15 protein-coding genes are annotated in these 16835 nt (G+C 42.7%); 13 read left to right on the plus strand and 2 right to left on the minus strand.

Going from position 1 to position 16835, the window contains the following annotated elements:
• Window positions 1-5 precede the first annotated feature (5 nt).
• The 3 genes from B9N86_RS12315 (at window position 6) to B9N86_RS12325 (ending at window position 1505) form a co-directional block, all read left to right on the plus strand.
• On the plus strand, window positions 6-479 hold the full coding sequence (locus B9N86_RS12315) for a DUF6896 domain-containing protein (protein WP_208919475.1): 474 nt from the start codon (window positions 6-8) through the stop codon (window positions 477-479).
• 251 nt (window positions 480-730) lie between these two features.
• On the plus strand, window positions 731-997 hold the full coding sequence (locus B9N86_RS12320; protein ID WP_208919476.1) for a hypothetical protein: 267 nt from the start codon (window positions 731-733) through the stop codon (window positions 995-997).
• 97 nt (window positions 998-1094) lie between these two features.
• Complete coding sequence (locus B9N86_RS12325; RefSeq protein ID WP_244563054.1) at window positions 1095-1505, plus strand: hypothetical protein; 411 nt, start codon at window positions 1095-1097, stop codon at window positions 1503-1505.
• Between the two features lie 47 nt (window positions 1506-1552).
• On the opposite strand, the gene B9N86_RS12330 is transcribed toward B9N86_RS12325, so the two are convergent.
• A complete protein-coding gene (locus tag B9N86_RS12330; RefSeq protein WP_208919477.1) occupies window positions 1553-2362 on the minus strand; it encodes an alpha/beta fold hydrolase in 810 nt (269 codons plus the stop codon).
• A gap of 145 nt (window positions 2363-2507) precedes the next feature.
• On the opposite strand from B9N86_RS12330, the gene B9N86_RS12335 reads away from it, so the two are divergent.
• Together B9N86_RS12335 and B9N86_RS12340 are read left to right on the plus strand one after the other, a co-directional pair.
• Window positions 2508-3836, plus strand: a complete 1329-nt coding sequence (locus B9N86_RS12335; RefSeq protein ID WP_244563055.1) for an MFS transporter — start codon at window positions 2508-2510, stop codon at window positions 3834-3836.
• Window positions 3837-3913: 77 nt separating this feature from the next.
• Complete coding sequence (locus tag B9N86_RS12340; RefSeq protein ID WP_208919478.1) at window positions 3914-4801, plus strand: YwqG family protein; 888 nt, start codon at window positions 3914-3916, stop codon at window positions 4799-4801.
• 504 nt (window positions 4802-5305) lie between these two features.
• Here B9N86_RS12340 and B9N86_RS12345 read toward each other — a convergent pair.
• Complete coding sequence (locus B9N86_RS12345) at window positions 5306-6202, minus strand: phosphotransferase (RefSeq protein ID WP_208919479.1); 897 nt, start codon at window positions 6200-6202, stop codon at window positions 5306-5308.
• Window positions 6203-7026: 824 nt separating this feature from the next.
• On the opposite strand from B9N86_RS12345, the gene B9N86_RS12350 reads away from it, so the two are divergent.
• The 8 genes from B9N86_RS12350 to treC all read left to right on the plus strand — a co-directional run bounded on the left by B9N86_RS12350 (window position 7027) and on the right by treC (window position 16811).
• Entirely contained in the window at window positions 7027-8748 is a 1722-nt protein-coding gene (locus B9N86_RS12350; protein WP_244563056.1) for an ABC transporter ATP-binding protein, read from the plus strand.
• Window positions 8745-10529, plus strand: coding sequence for an ABC transporter ATP-binding protein (locus B9N86_RS12355; protein WP_208919481.1), 1785 nt, complete (start codon window positions 8745-8747; stop codon window positions 10527-10529). Before B9N86_RS12350 ends, B9N86_RS12355 begins: the two co-directional genes overlap by 4 nt.
• A gap of 218 nt (window positions 10530-10747) precedes the next feature.
• A complete protein-coding gene (locus B9N86_RS12360; RefSeq protein WP_208919482.1) occupies window positions 10748-11260 on the plus strand; it encodes a hypothetical protein in 513 nt (170 codons plus the stop codon).
• 31 nt (window positions 11261-11291) lie between these two features.
• Entirely contained in the window at window positions 11292-11699 is a 408-nt protein-coding gene (locus B9N86_RS12365) for a hypothetical protein (protein WP_208920292.1), read from the plus strand.
• 67 nt (window positions 11700-11766) lie between these two features.
• A complete protein-coding gene (locus B9N86_RS12370) occupies window positions 11767-12525 on the plus strand; it encodes an N-acetyltransferase (RefSeq protein ID WP_208919483.1) in 759 nt (252 codons plus the stop codon).
• Window positions 12526-12794: 269 nt separating this feature from the next.
• The gene (locus B9N86_RS12375; protein ID WP_208919484.1) at window positions 12795-14351 is read left to right on the plus strand and encodes an ABC-F family ATP-binding cassette domain-containing protein; all 1557 of its coding nucleotides are present in this window, start codon (window positions 12795-12797) and stop codon (window positions 14349-14351) included.
• A gap of 212 nt (window positions 14352-14563) precedes the next feature.
• Window positions 14564-14908 carry a DUF4181 domain-containing protein gene (locus B9N86_RS12380; RefSeq protein ID WP_208919485.1) on the plus strand — a complete coding sequence of 115 codons (345 nt, stop codon included), beginning with the start codon at window positions 14564-14566 and terminating at the stop codon, window positions 14906-14908.
• Between the two features lie 184 nt (window positions 14909-15092).
• Window positions 15093-16811, plus strand: coding sequence for an alpha,alpha-phosphotrehalase (treC, locus tag B9N86_RS12385; protein ID WP_208919486.1), 1719 nt, complete (start codon window positions 15093-15095; stop codon window positions 16809-16811).
• Window positions 16812-16835 lie beyond the last annotated feature (24 nt).

Genomic DNA, 16835 nt, shown 5'->3' on the forward strand with positions numbered 1-16835 from the left:
AATGTATGAACTCGCTAACAAAAGAAACGATGGATGAATTATTGGCAGCAATGGACACTTATAAAGTAATTGCGCAAGAACTCATTGACAAATTAATATCGGAAACTAACCAGCCTGAAAAATCAGAGATCATAAAAGGAGGTTACTACTTACTTTCAAATGCGGAATTACTAAACGGTGAAGAATATTTAACCGGTAATTGGTACTTTGATGTTCATGGAGAGCATTGCATGTTTGAGAATTTAGAAACTGGGCAAAAATTGGAAGTTTCTCTCGGGAGTACAGACGATATTGGAAACGTTGACCCCTATTTTTTTTACAACTTCTTGGAATCAACTGAGAATCTTAAACACTTGATTCAATATTTCGAAAATCCATTTGGTGATATGTTGAACTTTTTTGAAGTATTAGAAAAGCGAAAAATGCTTCTGCATATTCATGGTGTTGAATACAGAAAGATTCTTCAGAATGAAAAATAATTTTCTAAAACAATGAAGTACAACACATGTGCTTGTGTGTAGAAACGTTTTTGTTTTCCTGTTAGTTCACACTGCGGGGCTTACGCCCCAGGTTCGGCAGGAGTTTTGGCAGGGAAGCAGATCAGCCGGACACATCCGTCGGACGTCGTGAATACCAGAGCGACCGTCCATTTGTATCACGAGAAAATGATGAGTTACATCAGAATATTCAAAGCATATATCAAAAATATAGACCTTCCAGTGCCAAAATTGTGGAGCATGATACTGAAAGATATAATTATCGAAAGAAAACAATTCAGGCATATGGATTTAGAGAAATTGTGTTCAAGTTATATCATTTAACAAGAACATTTTCTTCGACTGACTATATTGCCTTATTAAATACATATTCAGACCATAGAACAATGCCATCAAGTACAAGAGTATTATTTGAAAACGAGATTAGAGAAGCGATTTTACGTTTTGGTGATGTGTTATATATTTATGATACTATCGATTTGTATTTAGCAAGAAAATGATTTGTTCTCGTTGCATTAACGGGAAATGTTTGTTGAGTTGGGGCCGATCCATTAGATAAGATTATTAAATGCATTAATCATTTCTTGTGGAGGATTTATGATGAATAAAATGATCGAGTACGGTTTTTTATGCACAAGTAAGGATGAAAAGGCACTGATGAATGCTCTTTATAAATTTTTGGAACCACTTAATAGAACCTTCTCAAAAAGCAATAATAAAGGTATGTTAAATGCAAGACTTCCATTTATTTATAAATATTTTTATTGGAATTTAAATAAAGAAAAGCAAGTATATGTAGAAATATACCCAAATACAGATTTAGAAGGGAAATGTAAGTTTCCTAATGAAAATGTAGGGTGGGTATTGTTTGCAAATCTAAAAGATGTAGCACCACCATATCATGTACCTATCGAAGAACAAGAAAAATATCTTAATGACTTACTAAGCTCATCCAATTTTGATTTTGTAAAACTATATGAGTATAGCGATGACGAAGAAAGAATATAGTGAAAAACAGTGATGAAGTGTAGCATCAATTTATAATTCAGTAAAAATCAAGCGTTTATAAAATGCATCAACGCCTTGTTGAAGTCATCTGCTTGATCGATCGGCAATCCATGACCGCTGTTATCAAAAGGATATAGCTGTGAACCTCTGATCCGCTGCTGAGTAATTTGGGCGCTTTTGAATGGGATCAGTTGATCATGAACTCCATGAAATATTGCCGTAGGGACATGAATTTGACTTAAGTCCTTGGTTACATCATCTTTTGCCGCTTCTTGCAATATTTTAATAAGCGCGTACGAAGCAGATTGAAACCCAAGGTGAACAAACCAATCCAATGTAGCGGGGCCCAGATTTCGATTGAAAAACATTAAAGATACATCGTTCAGAAACTTTGGCAGATTGACGTACATTTGATTGATAAGGGCGTTAGCTTGCTCTTTCGTAACCCCGTAAGGAGAATCGGGAGTTTTAACAAAGGAAGGAGTAACAGCATCGACTAATGCCAATTTTGTAATATGACATCCACCATAACGGGACATGTAGCGAATGGAGATGGCTCCGCCTACAGAAAAACCAACTAGAGCGGTATTTTCCAACTGTAGAGTTTCTAAAACGATATAAAGATCATCCGCCAAACGATCATACGAATAGCTTCCCCAAGGCTTCGAGGATTGTCCATTACCGCGAATATCCATACTAATACAACGGAAACCATATTCCGGCAATATGTTGTATTGATATTCAAACATTTTATGATTTAAAGGCCAGCCATGAACGAAAAAAACAGGTCTGCTTCCGGGGCCCGGGTTAATATCCTGCACGAAGATACGCACATCTTTTTCGACTTCAATATACATGATCTAACCTCCACACAATTTGTTTGGTACTTCAAGTTATGACTGTTGGCAGATGGATATGTGTGCAACACCTATCACCAACTCGGCCAAATCATGCCTGAAGTTTATGACTCAATCAATCTGTAAAAGAAGGTGGTTTTAACATTTGTCGGATATCACTACTGTTGAAGTGAAATTAAAAAGTCGAAAAGATTCGCTACAAAAATACATTGATTCGCCTGAAAAACAACGCCAGCTGTATCAAAAGACTTTGATTATCGTTGTCCTTTCTCAAATCTTTGGCGGAGCTGGACTTGCAGCAGGCGTAACCGTCGGCGCGCTCCTTGCTCAGGAAATGTTGGGTACGAACAGCTATGCGGGGATTCCTGCGGCTCTTATCACGCTAGGTTCTGCCGTGGCAGCGCTTCTAGTAGGACGACTTTCTCAACGTTTTGGCCGTCGAGCAGGACTAACAACAGGCTTTTTCGCTGGTGGCATTGGTGCAATCGGAGTCGTGATCTCGGCAGTCGCTAACAGTCTTCCGCTGCTGTTTGTTTCGCTGCTGATCTATGGTGCTGGTACGGCTACAAACTTACAAGCACGTTATGCTGGTACCGATTTGGCTAAATCCACACAACGAGCAAGAGCGATCAGCATTGCGATGGTATCTACTACTTTTGGTGCTGTTGCGGGTCCAAATTTAGTAGATGTCATGGGTCGATTCGCTTCGTCATTTGGTATTCCTACATTGGCGGGTCCGTTCATACTAGCGGCAGCAGCTTACATTTTAGCTGGTCTAGTGCTTTTGGCATTGCTTTACCCAGATCCATTTGTCGTTTCTAAAGCCATAGCTGAAGCACAGAAAGCAAGCCAGAACAACGTTACAGAAACAAATATCAAGCCTGCGGCTTTCAATAACAGGGGAATCATTGTCGGGGCAACCGTCATGGTGTTAACTCAAATCGTCATGATCGCAATCATGACGATGACACCTGTCCACATGAAGGATCACGGACACGGTTTACGCGAGGTAGGGTTGGTAATTGGCATTCATATCGCTGCTATGTATCTTCCTTCCCTTGTGACCGGTATCCTTGTAGACAAGTTCGGACGAACGATTATGTCATACGCTTCAGGAATTACGCTTCTCTTAGCAGGGATTTTTGCCGCATGGGCACCGCCCGATTCAATGGTATTGCTTATCGTCGCTCTAGCGCTACTGGGACTCGGATGGAACTTTGGATTAATTAGCGGTACAGCGCAGATCATTGATGCAACGCCGCCAGACATTCGTGCAAAAACACAAGGAACGGTTGATGTTCTGGTTGCATTGGCAGGGGCATCTGGCGGAGCTTTGTCCGGTATGGTCGTTGCACATGCTAACTTTACGATCCTCTCCCTTGCAGGAGGTTTCAGTTCTCTGCTGCTTATCCCAGTTGTAATTTGGGCACACAGTAATCAGAGAAAAGATGAAATCATAGAAAGACAATTATAGATATGATTTTTGCATTTTATTGAAGTGGTTCTGTCAATGTTTTTAGTATATGAAGCCATAGGAGGAGTTTAAAGAACATGGAGTTAAACGAACAAAATAAGAAAAAGTTACAGCACATCATCAGTGAGCATCAATTTGGTCATGCTGTGGAATATTTAATGGAACATACACGACAAGGTATTCGATTATCCAAACAGGGATTGGCTGACTACGGTAAAGCCTGTACCTCCCGAATTGGTGGAGATCCGGATCTTCCCCCGCATGTTGAATGGCCGCAGGATTCCGAGGGAAAGGCGATGACTTTTTTGGCTCAGCTACAATTGGGGGATTTGGCCCAGTATGATGATTCTTCATTACTTCCGGTTAGCGGGATGTTATATTTCTTTATAGGTGTGGATGAGCCGGCCTATAACATTGAGCATCGGGTTCTGTTTTTGCAAGAAGATCAAATTGTTGAAGCCCGTCGGCGCCCTTCTCCAGAATTGACTACGCTCGAAGAGGAATATACCGGTTATCACATTGAAGCAAGGGCGTCACTTGAACCTCCCAACTATGCATATGTGGATGATGAACAGGTGGAAGACGATGAGCATGATTTCGAAGCTTATGAAGAGCTGTGCTTCCAGCTGTATGGCATGGATAGTGACGATCTGGCGGTAATGTTCGGTTATCCCGCCACCCAGCACGGAGATTGTGAATATGAGGCCGCTTTAATGATGCTAACAGGGAAGGAATACACCTACTCTCCCGAAGAAGCAATACAGCAAATCACTGCTCATTTTGGCGGCAGCTCGGAACGGGCTGAGCAGGAGATTCGCGATACCTTGCTGCTGCTAGCCATCGATTCGGATGATGAGGTGGGCTTCTGTTGGTGGGATGCCGGAGAACTGCAATTTTATATTCGTAAAGAGGATTTGCTTGCGGGGAATTTTGCTCATACCTATTGCTCTTTATATTCCAGCTGACAATCTGTCCAAAAGCTGCTGCTCTCGGCAGCAGAATTTAATGATGTCCTAACAGATAACGGGAGAAGTGGAGAGTATGTTAATTACGGTTACTCCAAACGTTAAGTGGGTAGAGGGCCAAAATACTACTGCATTTGGAAACTCAGGCTTATTGAAGGACAACATATATACATAGGGAACCGCGAATATCGCGGTTTTTTTTGTTGTGAGGACAAGAACTTGTATTCTTTAGAATTGAGGTCATACATATAGTTTCGCTAATTTTATTAGCACTAGTCAGTATGATTTCATTACCCATTATCGTATTTCACTTGATCTTTTTGATTTTCTAAACAAGCAAATAATCCATTTCTACAATACCGATCGTTTTCAATAGACATTAAAAAAAGATGACCCCAAACGAAAACGAATTCGGAGTCATCTTCTAATAGTTAGTTATTTTTAAAACGTCCACAATGGGGTGTACAGTTCAAGTTTTTAACGATGTTTTATTAGTACTAAACTTTATGTAGTCAATTGCTGATATATATTCTCTAAATCTTTCATTAGATCGGGTATCCAGGCTTCAGATCCTGGGATTGTCTCTGTGCCGCCATATACAAGCCATCGCAAAGTTTTTATTAGCCAACATAAACCGCCGATTTGCACTTGCCAGTTCAGATGATCGATATTTATATCAGTTACCTCTAGAAATGCTGATAGTAAATCTTCTCTTGATAGACAGTGATCCGCTTCCTTAATTAAGCAATACAAGTCACCAAGATGAGGACTTAAATAAGCATGGGACCAATCAATCGGCATAATTCCATTGTCTTGAATCAGAAGGTTTTTTGCATGATAATCAGCATGTACTAGCGAAGTAGGGACCTTATGATATAACATCTCTAAATGTTGTGGTAATACACCCTTAACGTCTAGTAATAATCTGTTCTCTGCTAATTTATCCGATTTCAAAAGATCGCCCAACATCTGAAGAAAGTCGTCTTCTGAGACTGAATATTTTTCGATGGTCTTTCTTGAGAGCAACCTTTCAAGGTTGACTGTTGCTTTCGTTCTTAGTCTTGCTAATTCACTCGCAGCTTCAAGAAAATACTCAGGTTCTATCTGCTGTTCCAAATCTCTTTTTCCGGCATCCTCCATGATGATAACTGCGCTGTCCTTCATTTGAATGATCTCAAAGATCTGTGGTGCCTTTAACTCCAATGGATGAACCAACTCTTTATAAATTGTAGCTTCCCTAGCCATTTCATTTCCGCTCCACTTAATAATGCGTGTTTCATCCCGTAACAACTTTACTCTGTAAACTTCGGAAAGAGCCCATTTCCTCAAGGGTGACCATTCAGTAACCTCATTCAACAAGGGCGTCTTCGAACAATAAGCTGATATTTTTGCTGGAATCATATATATTGCCTCCTCTTTTTCATTAACAAATCATATTTTTACACAATCCGGCAAAAAAAAGTAGACTTATAATTTCGTTTTTGTTATGATGTTGAATAGGGTCTCGAAAAAATTCGGTACTCTTTTTGTTTCTAAATATACGACACATAAATGGATATAGATGTATTTATAGTAAATAATATCTTGACGTTTATTGTGTAAACGAATACAATGAGAACAAATTATGTGAATGGGTTGGTAACGATGAAAATGTTTATGACAGGAACTATCGATTAATCGATAACTGAATAAGGTATGAACGATTAAGGTGATTCTAACAAGCGCCTAGTAAGGTTGTTTGTGTTGCCAACGTTTGTGCACTCCTGTTATGAACTTTCATCATTATTGCAATGCATACAAGAAACCTGCAAAAGTGTATTTACTTATGCTGTTCTCTTGTTGTTATAAGCCGTAGATGGACATTTGTTCATCTACGGCTTTTTTGCGTACATCCAATAGTCTCTTCACATAGGAAGGAGAAGTTCAAAGAATGAAAAGGAACCATTTGGAAATCATGAACGGCGTAAAGGTGATGTTATTTGTTTCACTTAAAAAATTGAAAACGAATTGTTTTAACGAGAAGTCAGAACTTGTCCCTTGTTGTAATGTTGCGTTATACGATACTTCGTAGCGACTTTCCGACTGAAACATCGGAATGCCCAGGCCTTTCATCTAGAATGGTCATGATTTACTGACTTCTGACATAGGGTCTTGGGTGGTATTGGTCTATACACACTTGTATGTATATGGGGGTGGGCACAGTGCCCAAAAAAGAGAAAACATCAATGTCATGGCTGCTACGATATTTGAGCCCGGTCAAAGGGCGGCTGATGATTTTGCTCATCTTGCTGTTAACCTCGACAGGCTTGCAGCTTCTGAATCCACAGATTGTCAAACGTTTTATTGATACGGCAGCAGGTGGCGGGGTATTAGCCAGCCTGATTCAGCTCGCGGGGTTATTCCTCGTTGCTGCCGTATTAAACCAGTTGATTACGGTAGCTGTTAGTTATCTTGGAAACGACATTTCATGGCGGGCAACGAACCAGCTTCGCGGGGATCTTTTGAAGCATTGCTTGCGACTGGATATGCGTTTTCATAATATGAAAACGCCCGGTGAGATGATCGAGCGGGTCGATGGTGATGTGACGAACATTTCGAACTTTTTCGCAATGTTTATCGTGCAGGTCATCGGAAGCTTTGTGCTGCTGGCCGGGATTTTAGGGTTTATGTTTACCGTGAATATGCCGATCGCTATCGTGATGACAGTCTTTACGCTGGTGTCGATTATGTTCATGGTGTTCATCCGTAATCTGGGCGTCAATTCATCGAAAAACGAACGTGAAGCCAGTGCTTCCCTGTTCGGATTAATTGAAGAACGCATTGCAGGGATTGAGGATGTGCAGGCCAACGGTAATGTGCCTTATGTCATGAATCGGTTTCATCGGATGATGCGCGCCGTGTTTTTGAAAGGAAGAAAAGCTTGGATGCTCCGGGTCATTCCGTGGAACACCACCGTCATCCTGTTTGCTCTTGCGGTTACCGCTGTACTATTACTAGGGGTTCGTTACTACTTGATTGGTGAGATTAGCCTCGGAACGCTGTTCCTCATTTATCAATATACACAGATGTTGAACGACCCGATTGAGATGCTAGGCGACCAGGTGCAGGAGTTTCAAAAAGCGAAATCCGGCATGCTTCGTTCTAGAGAATTGCTCTCGAATCGCAGCGAGATCATGGACGGGGAGCAGGATCATCTTCATGAGGGAGCGCTGGGTCTGGAATTTGAGGGAGTCAACTTCAGTTATAACGAAGAGAAGCCAGTGCTAAAAGACATTAATTTTACAGTTAAGCCAGGGGAACGTCTTGGCATTATTGGACGCACCGGCAGCGGGAAGTCGAGTCTCAGCCGTGTCTTACTTCGTTTGTACAATATCGACAGTGGGGTTATTCGTGTCGGTGGTACGGATATTACGAAGTTGAAGCTTCCGGCACTGTATCGCCGGGTCGGTATGGTTACCCAGGATGTTCAGCTGTTCGATGGCTCACTGCGTGACAATCTGACACTGTTTGATAGCCATGTATCGGATGCGTTCATTTTGGAAACAACGGAGCGACTGGGACTACGTCAGTGGATTGATGCGCAGCCGGAAGGACTGGATACCCATCTGACGACAGGCGGGTCCTCCCTGTCTGCAGGGGAAGCGCAGCTGTTTGCGTTAACCCGGGTATTTTTGACACAGCCGAGTTTGGTGATTCTGGATGAGCCTTCTTCACGCCTTGATGCTGCAACGGAAACGATGCTGCAGGTGGCGGTGGATCAGCTGATGAGTCAATGTACAGGGATCATTATTGCTCATCGTCTGGCAACGCTGGAGCAGGTGGATAAAATTATGGTGCTGGGTGATGGCCGAATATTGGAATTCGGAGCACGGGAAGCACTGGCGCAAGATCCGGATTCGCATTATGCCAGGCTGCTGATTACAGGCAGAGAGGAGGAATTGGCATGACGATCGCTGGTTTTATTGGGCGCCTATTTCGATTTAAGCCTTCATTGTTTTTATTTAATGGCTTGTTGTGGTGTATATTTCACTCCTTGCCGTTGTTGACTGGGATTGGAATGCAGTGGTTCTTTGACCGTGCCACGTCCAATTCTACCGATTATTTGTGGCTGGCTGTACCGCTGATCTTCATTGCCGTTGTGAGGGTCGCAAGAGTTGGGACATTTTTTGCAGCATTCTACCAATGGGTAACGTATATCTATCACATTCAGGCTATTCTGCGTACGAATATGCTGGCAGGCATTATGCGTTGGCCAGGACGGAATCTGCCAGCATCACCTGGCGAGGCGATGAGTCGCTTCCGTGATGACGTGGATGAGGTTGTCGAGTATGTGGAATCTTGGGTGGATTTCTGGGGGAAGCTTGTATTTACAGTGGTTTCAGTTGTCATTATGGCGAGCATTAATTGGAAGATTATGCTGGTCGCTGTTTTGCCGTTTGTGGTTGTGACGCTGCTTAATAATTTATCTGGTAACCGGGCCCGTCGATATGGACAAAAGAACCGTGAAGCTACCGGACGTATTACCAGCTTTATTGCGGAAACCTTTGGGGCGGTTCAAGCCCTGAAGCTGGGGCAGGCTGAGGATCATGTTCATGAGCGTTTTTCGAAGCTGAACGAAGACCGCCGACAGGCAGCGCTAAAGGATAATCTGTTCAAACAGTGGATGAGATCACTCAATCAACATGTACTCAGCATCTGTACGGGTTTGATCCTTCTGATGTGTGCTGCTGAGATGCAGGCTGGGCATTTTACCGTTGGAAATTTTGCCTTGTTTACGACCTATCTGGCAAACATCGGCTTCAGTATTTCCTTGTTCGGCTACATGGTATTTCAGCATAAACGGTTGAAGGTATCCTTTGACCGGATGCGGACACTGTTCCGCCCGGGCGAGGAAGACCGAATCATTGAGGCACGGGAAACTTATCTTAACGAGGACCCTCCTAAACTGCCTAAGATTAACAGAGATCCGAAGGAAAAGCTGAGAGAACTTGAAGTAAGCAACTTGTCGTATCATTATCCGAATTCTGAGAACGGAATATCGGATATCAATTTCCGTCTGGAACGCGGCAAATTCCTAGTTATCACTGGACGTATCGGGGCCGGTAAATCTACACTTGTTCGGACACTGCTTGGCCTGCTGCCCAAACAAGAGGGCAAAATTCGCTGGAATAGGGAGGAGGTTGATCCTGCTACCTTTCTAATGCCGCCTAGAGCTGCATACACGCCTCAGGTTCCTCGTTTGTTCAGCGATACTTTGCGAGAGAATATTGTGCAAGGGAAGAAAGAGCGTGCTGAAGAATCCTTGGAACGTGCTATTCGTCTAGCTGTCATGGAAAAGGACATTCAGAACTTGGAACAAGGGCTTGAAACATTCGTAGGTCCAAGGGGCGTCATGCTGTCAGGTGGACAGATCCAACGTGCTGCGACTGCACGTATGCTGATGACGGGTGCGGATCTGTTCATCTTTGACGATCTATCCAGTGCGCTGGATGTGGAGACGGAGCAGCAGGTTTGGGATGGACTGTTCAAGGAGCGTGATGTTACTTGTATTGCGGTATCTCACCGGAGGGCAGCTCTTGCGAAGGCAGATCATATTATCGTTATGAAGGATGGCCGGATCGAAGCGGAAGGCAGCTTGTCTGAATTGCTTGCGACTTGTGATGAGATGCGGCTGCTGTGGCAAGGAGAGCAATCCTCTGTTGAGGAGTATGCAAATTGTACGAAGTAACATGAGGAATCTTACTATACTACACATGTAAAAAAACAAGGTCGGCTAAGGGTTCACCCTAGGTCGGCCTGTTTGCTTTTGTTGTCGGAAGGCAAGGGCACGTTCACATGAGGAACCGCTTATCTAATGATTGGGGTTTACACCATATTGTAAAATATTGATACTTGAAAAAGTAGTATAATAAACAAAATAGATGCAAAAAAACAGGAGAATCCTGAATGAAATATATTAAAGCGAACTGGGTGGAAGAAGGCGAAAGCTACTTTTTTGAGATCGATGATCACGGTATAGCTTATCGGCAGATGATCATGAAGGATTGTGGAACACTCCAAGTTTCCATTGCTCCTGATTTTATTTTAAGTGATCAGCAAGTAACGGTAATGGAAGGCGATCAGGAAATGACTCCAAAGGAATTCGAGACCCTATGGCAACGGGCGATCGAACCTTATAGAGCGGAATGGATACGGACCAAGCCGCAATATTCACTGGGTGACCGAGTCAGAGGGACTCTTGCGATGTTTTATCCTCAGGGGGTCATCATCCGGCTGAACAATCAAGCTTATGCCGTTACGGATGATAGAGAGCTTAGAGAGCAGACGCCGTGGCATTACTTATACCCAGGTTACTGTATCGAGGGCATCGTTGCAGGTTTCGATGAAACCAACTTCTGGCTCGTACTTGAAAGTTGCGTTCTAACCGGGGAAAAGGTTCAGGAATCGATATTAGGATAAAGCAACTGTGCGAGTGAAAGGTGATGAGATGATGGATAAAGCGGAAGCGCTTTTCCTGCTTAAATGTCACGCGTTCGTTCATGAAGATCTTGAGCATGAGAAGATGCAGCATGGATTTTTGGGTATGCTTAGGCCTTTTCGCGGAGAGTTGGATGAACGTAATTTCCATGAACTGATGAATATTATCGAGGTGCTGGCGAAGGAGTTTGAGAAGCCGCAAGTGAATCGGGAGATTTTAGCATGCTTTTGGAGCATTTGTCAGCTTGCACGCGCGTGGGCCCTTTACCCAGACGGCATGCTGCAAAGAAACGGACTGCTCTCCAAGGAACAAGTCGAACTCATGGAAGAGTGGCTGGATATGATTTCGTATGCTGTCATGATCCTGTTGGAGGGTGATGGTCAGCTGGATGAGGCGCTGTGGGGATATCGGAACTACTGACTCTACGCAGGTTTTGAGACTTCTTGAGCTTGTACCTAATCAAATATTATGGTGAGGTTATGAACAAATGCGATATATACAATTAACAAAACACAATTTGGACCAGGAACATATTTGTTGCGCTTTGGGTGCGAAGCAATATGAACAAGCCGTTCGTGAAAAGAAACATTGGCTAACGGAGCGTATGGAAGAGGGATTAACTTTTTACCGACTGGATGATCGGGCCAAGGTTTTTATCGAGTATCTTCCAGCGGAAAAAGCCTGGGTACCTATTGAAGCGCCAAATTATATGTATATCAATTGTTTATGGGTTTCAGGTCGGCATAAAGACAATGGACATGGGAGAGAGTTGCTTAATAAATGTAAAGAAGATGCGATGGCTCTTGGGATGGATGGAATTGTCCACATTGTAAGCAAAAAGAAACTTCCTTATCTGAGTGACAAGCGTTATTTCGAACATATGGGCTTTACAATTGTAGATCAAGCAGACCCTTATTTCGAACTGGCTGTCCTCAAGTGGAATGATCAGGCCAACATGCCTACCTTTGCAACTTCGGTCAACAACGCATTGCCTGTTAATGACGGGGTTACTATTTATTACACGGCTCAATGCCCTTTTGCAGTGGGAGTTTTGGAGGATCTAAAGAAAGTTGCAGCTGAACAAGGGGTGGACTTTACCAGTCATCGATTGAACACTAGGGAAGAAGCGAGGAAGGCTCCTAGCGTATGGACAACCTTCTGCATGTTATACAATGGTAAGTTTATTACTCATGAAATTATGAGTCCAAACAAATTCGAAAAATTACTTCTGAGCATAAGTAAATAAGCTTCTTAGATAGCTGCGCGTGAGATCGCGTGGCTTTTTTGCAAGTAAACGCAAGCTTTACTTAGACCTGAAATTTTTAGGTGAATTACCAAACAAGCTATTAGTTTTTCTATGATTTTTTAAGGCTGACCAGTTCATAAAATGAGATGAATTAAAGCAACTTATCCTGAGGCTGATGGGGATTTAGTAGAAAGCGTTCTGACTTCTTATTGAACTTTTCACTTCATCATGCTTATAATAGATCGATAATATTAGAAAAAGGTGTATAGATGAGTATATTAAACGTTGAAGGATTAAGTCATGGTTTTGGAGATCGCGCTATCTTTAAAGATGTTTCGTTCAGACTTTTAAAAGGCGAGCATATCGGATTAATTGGCGCAAACGGCGAAGGCAAATCTACTTTTATGAACATCATTACGAGCAAGCTGCAGCCAGATGAAGGCAAGGTTGAATGGTCCAAGCGGGTACGCGTCGGTTACCTTGATCAGCATGCTGTTTTGACCAAAGGGATGACGATTCAAGATGTACTTCGGGGTGCGTTTCAATACTTGTTCGACCTCGAGCAAGAAATGAATGAAATGTACAACAAAATGGGGGAAGTGTCCCCGGAAGAGCTGGAAAAACTGCTGGAAGAAGTCGGAACTATTCAAGATACGCTCACCAGCCAGGATTTTTACATGATTGATGCCAAGGTGCAGGAGACAGCCCGCGGTTTGGGTATAACTGACATAGGACTTGACCGTGACGTTAACGACCTTAGCGGCGGTCAGCGGACAAAAATATTGCTGGCAAAACTGCTGTTGGAAAAGCCGGATATTTTGCTTCTTGATGAGCCTACCAACTATCTTGATGAACAGCATATTGAATGGCTGAAGCGTTACCTTCAAGAGTATGAAAATGCATTTATACTGATCTCGCACGATATTCCGTTCCTGAACAGTGTAATCAATCTGATTTACCATATGGAAAATCAAAAGCTGAGTCGGTATGTAGGTGACTACGATCAGTTCCAGCAAGTTTACGAAATGAAGAAACAACAGCTTGAATCGGCTTATAACCGGCAGCAGCAAGAAATCTCGGAGTTGAAGGATTTTGTTGCCCGTAACAAAGCCAGCGTGGCTACCCGGAATATGGCGATGTCCAGACAAAAGAAACTCGACAAGATGGAAGTGATTGAACTTTCCAAGGAAAAGCCGAAGCCGCAGTTTAACTTCAAGGAAGGTAAAACAGCCGGCAAGGATATCTTTGAAACGAAAGATCTGGTCATCGGCTACGATAGCCCACTATCCAGACCTCTTGATCTGCGGATGGAGCGTGGACAGAAGGTTGCGCTTGTTGGTGCGAACGGGATCGGTAAAACGACACTGCTGCGCAGCATTTTAGGTGAAATTCCGGCACTATCCGGCTCTGTAGAGCTTGGTTATAACTTGGAGATCGGCTACTTCGAGCAGGAAATGAAAGAAGGCAACTACAACACATGCATAGAGGAAATATGGGAAAGCTTCCCTTCATTAAGCCAGTTTGAGGTACGTGCGGCGCTGGCCAAATGCGGACTAACAACCAAGCATATTGAGAGCAAAATTGCTGTATTGAGCGGCGGGGAAAAGGCCAAAGTCCGTTTGTGCAAACTCATTAACAGCGAAACAAATCTGCTCGTGCTCGACGAACCGACAAACCATTTGGATGTCGATGCGAAAGATGAACTGAAGCGGGCCTTAAAAGCGTACAAAGGTAGCATTCTGATGATTTCCCACGAACCGGAGTTCTACAGCGATATTGCAACAGATATCTGGAATTGTGAATCATGGACGACAAAAGTATTTTAACAAAGATAAACCCAAAAAGCCGCAGCTATGCGGCTTTTTCTTTGTGCGTTTAAACGGACTTAAGAGACTCTCATTTAGTCATTCAACTTATCCAGGTTCTATCACCGGATTCTGCTACCATAAAATATGATATAATCCATTGGAAAACAAGAAGGTATAAATTAGGACTTTATGCATATTGTAGGAGACACATTAACGCAGGAGGCATCCTTATGGGTATTTCAATCTCATCATTAGTTTTTATTCTGGCCATCGTTCGAATGTTATTAAAACTATGGTTTGTTAAAGGGGAAAAGATCAAGATTTCAGAGACGAGCGGAAAAAGGTTCTACACTTGGGGAGGATGGATTCTTTGTTTAATTTCTCTCGTGATTCTCTTTAACCTCGACTTCTCAGATATGAATATTATGAGATGGTTTTGGCTGTGCTTTCTCATCATTGCATCTAGCTTTAATGCATTCGCAGAATGGAAGTACATCAGGGAATCGAAGGAGCATATTATTTCGCTTGTTTCACTAATGATCGGGACGGCCTACATTCTTTTGTTCATGTTTTGAATGTTTTGAAACTTATTTCTATGTTTTAAATAGTATTTTTTTATCCGAAGATTATTCAAAATATTGGTCTATAACCCACAGAAGTGGGTATTAATTGTTAGGTGGTTGACTTCCTGTATATACAAGTATATGATTTGTCTATAAACAACCTGTATATACAAGATGACAAGGAAGGTGGATTTTCATGCTAACTAAGGGAAACCAGCCTCGAGATTGGTGGAGAGCATCTACGGTTTATCAGGTATACCCGAAAAGCTTTAACGATACAACCGGCCGTGGTACAGGCGATATTCGCGGGCTTACTGAGAAGCTTGATTATATAAAAGGATTGGGTATCGACATCGTATGGCTTCAGCCGGTGTATGTTTCTCCACAAAATGATAACGGTTACGATGTTGCGGATTATTACAACATTGATCCTGCCTACGGAACGATGGAAGATTTTGATGAGCTCGTTCAGGAACTAAAGAACAGAAGTATGCATCTTATGATCGATATTGTGGTCAATCATTCCTCTACCGAACATCGTTGGTTTAAGGAGGCGAAGTCTTCTCGGGATAATCCATATCGGGATTATTACATCTGGAAAGATCCTGCAGAGGATGGGGGGCCGCCTAACAATTGGCAGTCCAAATTCGGAGGCCCCGCTTGGCAGTTTGACGAAGGAACAGAGCAGTATTATTTGACTCTTTATGATAAGACACAAGCGGATCTGAACTGGGAAAATGAAAAGGTTAGACAAGAGGTTGTTGATTTGCTAACGTTTTGGGCTGAAAAGGGTGTAAGCGGGTTCCGGATGGATGTCATTAATCTTATTTCCAAAGATCCCTCATTCCCAAATGATGACGGCTCTGTACCACCAGGGGATGGGCGTAAATTTTACACCGATGGACCTCGTGTGCATGAGTATGTTAAAGAACTGAATGAAAAAGTGTTCAGACCGTATAATTTAGTAACTGTTGGTGAAATGTCTTCAACTACACTAGAACATTGCATTCGCTACTCTAATCCGGAGGAAAATGAGTTTTCCATGACATTCAACTTCCATCATCTAAAGGTGGATTACCCCAACGGACAAAAGTGGGAACTTAAGCCTTATGATTTCGAGGAACTGAAAAAAGTGCTTTCCGATTGGCAGATCGGCATGCAGCAGGGTGGTGGCTGGAATGCGCTGTTCTGGAACAATCATGATCAACCGCGCTCGCTTACCCGGTTTACGAACGAGGACCAATACCGGAACGAAAGCGCCAAACTGCTCGCAACCACGCTTCATGGATTGCAAGGTACGCCTTATGTCTATCAAGGAGAAGAAATCGGTATGCCGGATCCCAAATGGAATGATATTTCCGAGTTCCGTGATATTGAATCAAGGAATATGTACGAAATTCTTCAGCTAAGGGGAAAAACACCTGAAGAAGCTGCTCATATTGTAAGTGTACGCTCCAGAGATAATTCGCGGCTGCCCATGCTATGGGATGATAGCGATCAGGCTGGATTTACTACCGGTACACCTTGGATCAAGATCGATGAACGTTATCCGTTAATCAATGCAAAGGCACAGGTAGAAGATTATAATTCGATTTATCACCACTATCGAAAGTTAATCGAGTTTCGTAAAAGTATCCCGGTATTTACAGATGGAAGATACGTTCGTCTTGATGTAGGACATCCCCAGGTTTATGCCTATGCCAGAATAAATTCTGAAGAAACACTTGTCGTTATTTCAAATTTCAGCAAGGAAGAGGTTCGGTTTGAACTTCCCAAGAAGTTCACTGAGAATCTCCCCGAAGATCGGTTAGCAGAGCTTCTCATAGGTAATACAGCGGAAGAACCAGAACTCACTCCAATCGTTAAGCTTTCACCTTACGGGTCATATATGTGGCTGATTAAAACCATACAATAAAATCTCATAAAGTCAGGAGCGGGA

This window comes from Paenibacillus uliginis N3/975 (assembly GCF_900177425.1).
Taxonomy (GTDB): domain Bacteria; phylum Bacillota; class Bacilli; order Paenibacillales; family Paenibacillaceae; genus Paenibacillus_AQ; species Paenibacillus_AQ uliginis.

What these genes read in the sequence shown, in the direction of transcription:
- B9N86_RS12325 (WP_244563054.1), top strand. Translation starts at nt 1,095, where the DNA reads ATGATGAATAAAATGATCGAGTACGGTTTTTTATGCACAAGTAAGGAT.
- B9N86_RS12360 (WP_208919482.1), top strand. Translation starts at nt 10,748, where the DNA reads ATGAAATATATTAAAGCGAACTGGGTGGAAGAAGGCGAAAGCTACTTT.
- B9N86_RS12330 (WP_208919477.1), bottom strand. Translation starts at nt 2,362, where the DNA reads ATGTATATTGAAGTCGAAAAAGATGTGCGTATCTTCGTGCAGGATATT.
- B9N86_RS12315 (WP_208919475.1), top strand. Translation starts at nt 6, where the DNA reads ATGAACTCGCTAACAAAAGAAACGATGGATGAATTATTGGCAGCAATG.
- treC (WP_208919486.1), top strand. Translation starts at nt 15,093, where the DNA reads ATGCTAACTAAGGGAAACCAGCCTCGAGATTGGTGGAGAGCATCTACG.
- B9N86_RS12340 (WP_208919478.1), top strand. Translation starts at nt 3,914, where the DNA reads ATGGAGTTAAACGAACAAAATAAGAAAAAGTTACAGCACATCATCAGT.
- B9N86_RS12365 (WP_208920292.1), top strand. Translation starts at nt 11,292, where the DNA reads ATGGATAAAGCGGAAGCGCTTTTCCTGCTTAAATGTCACGCGTTCGTT.
- B9N86_RS12345 (WP_208919479.1), bottom strand. Translation starts at nt 6,202, where the DNA reads ATGATTCCAGCAAAAATATCAGCTTATTGTTCGAAGACGCCCTTGTTG.
- B9N86_RS12355 (WP_208919481.1), top strand. Translation starts at nt 8,745, where the DNA reads ATGACGATCGCTGGTTTTATTGGGCGCCTATTTCGATTTAAGCCTTCA.
- B9N86_RS12375 (WP_208919484.1), top strand. Translation starts at nt 12,795, where the DNA reads ATGAGTATATTAAACGTTGAAGGATTAAGTCATGGTTTTGGAGATCGC.
- B9N86_RS12350 (WP_244563056.1), top strand. Translation starts at nt 7,027, where the DNA reads ATGTCATGGCTGCTACGATATTTGAGCCCGGTCAAAGGGCGGCTGATG.
- B9N86_RS12380 (WP_208919485.1), top strand. Translation starts at nt 14,564, where the DNA reads ATGGGTATTTCAATCTCATCATTAGTTTTTATTCTGGCCATCGTTCGA.
- B9N86_RS12370 (WP_208919483.1), top strand. Translation starts at nt 11,767, where the DNA reads ATGCGATATATACAATTAACAAAACACAATTTGGACCAGGAACATATT.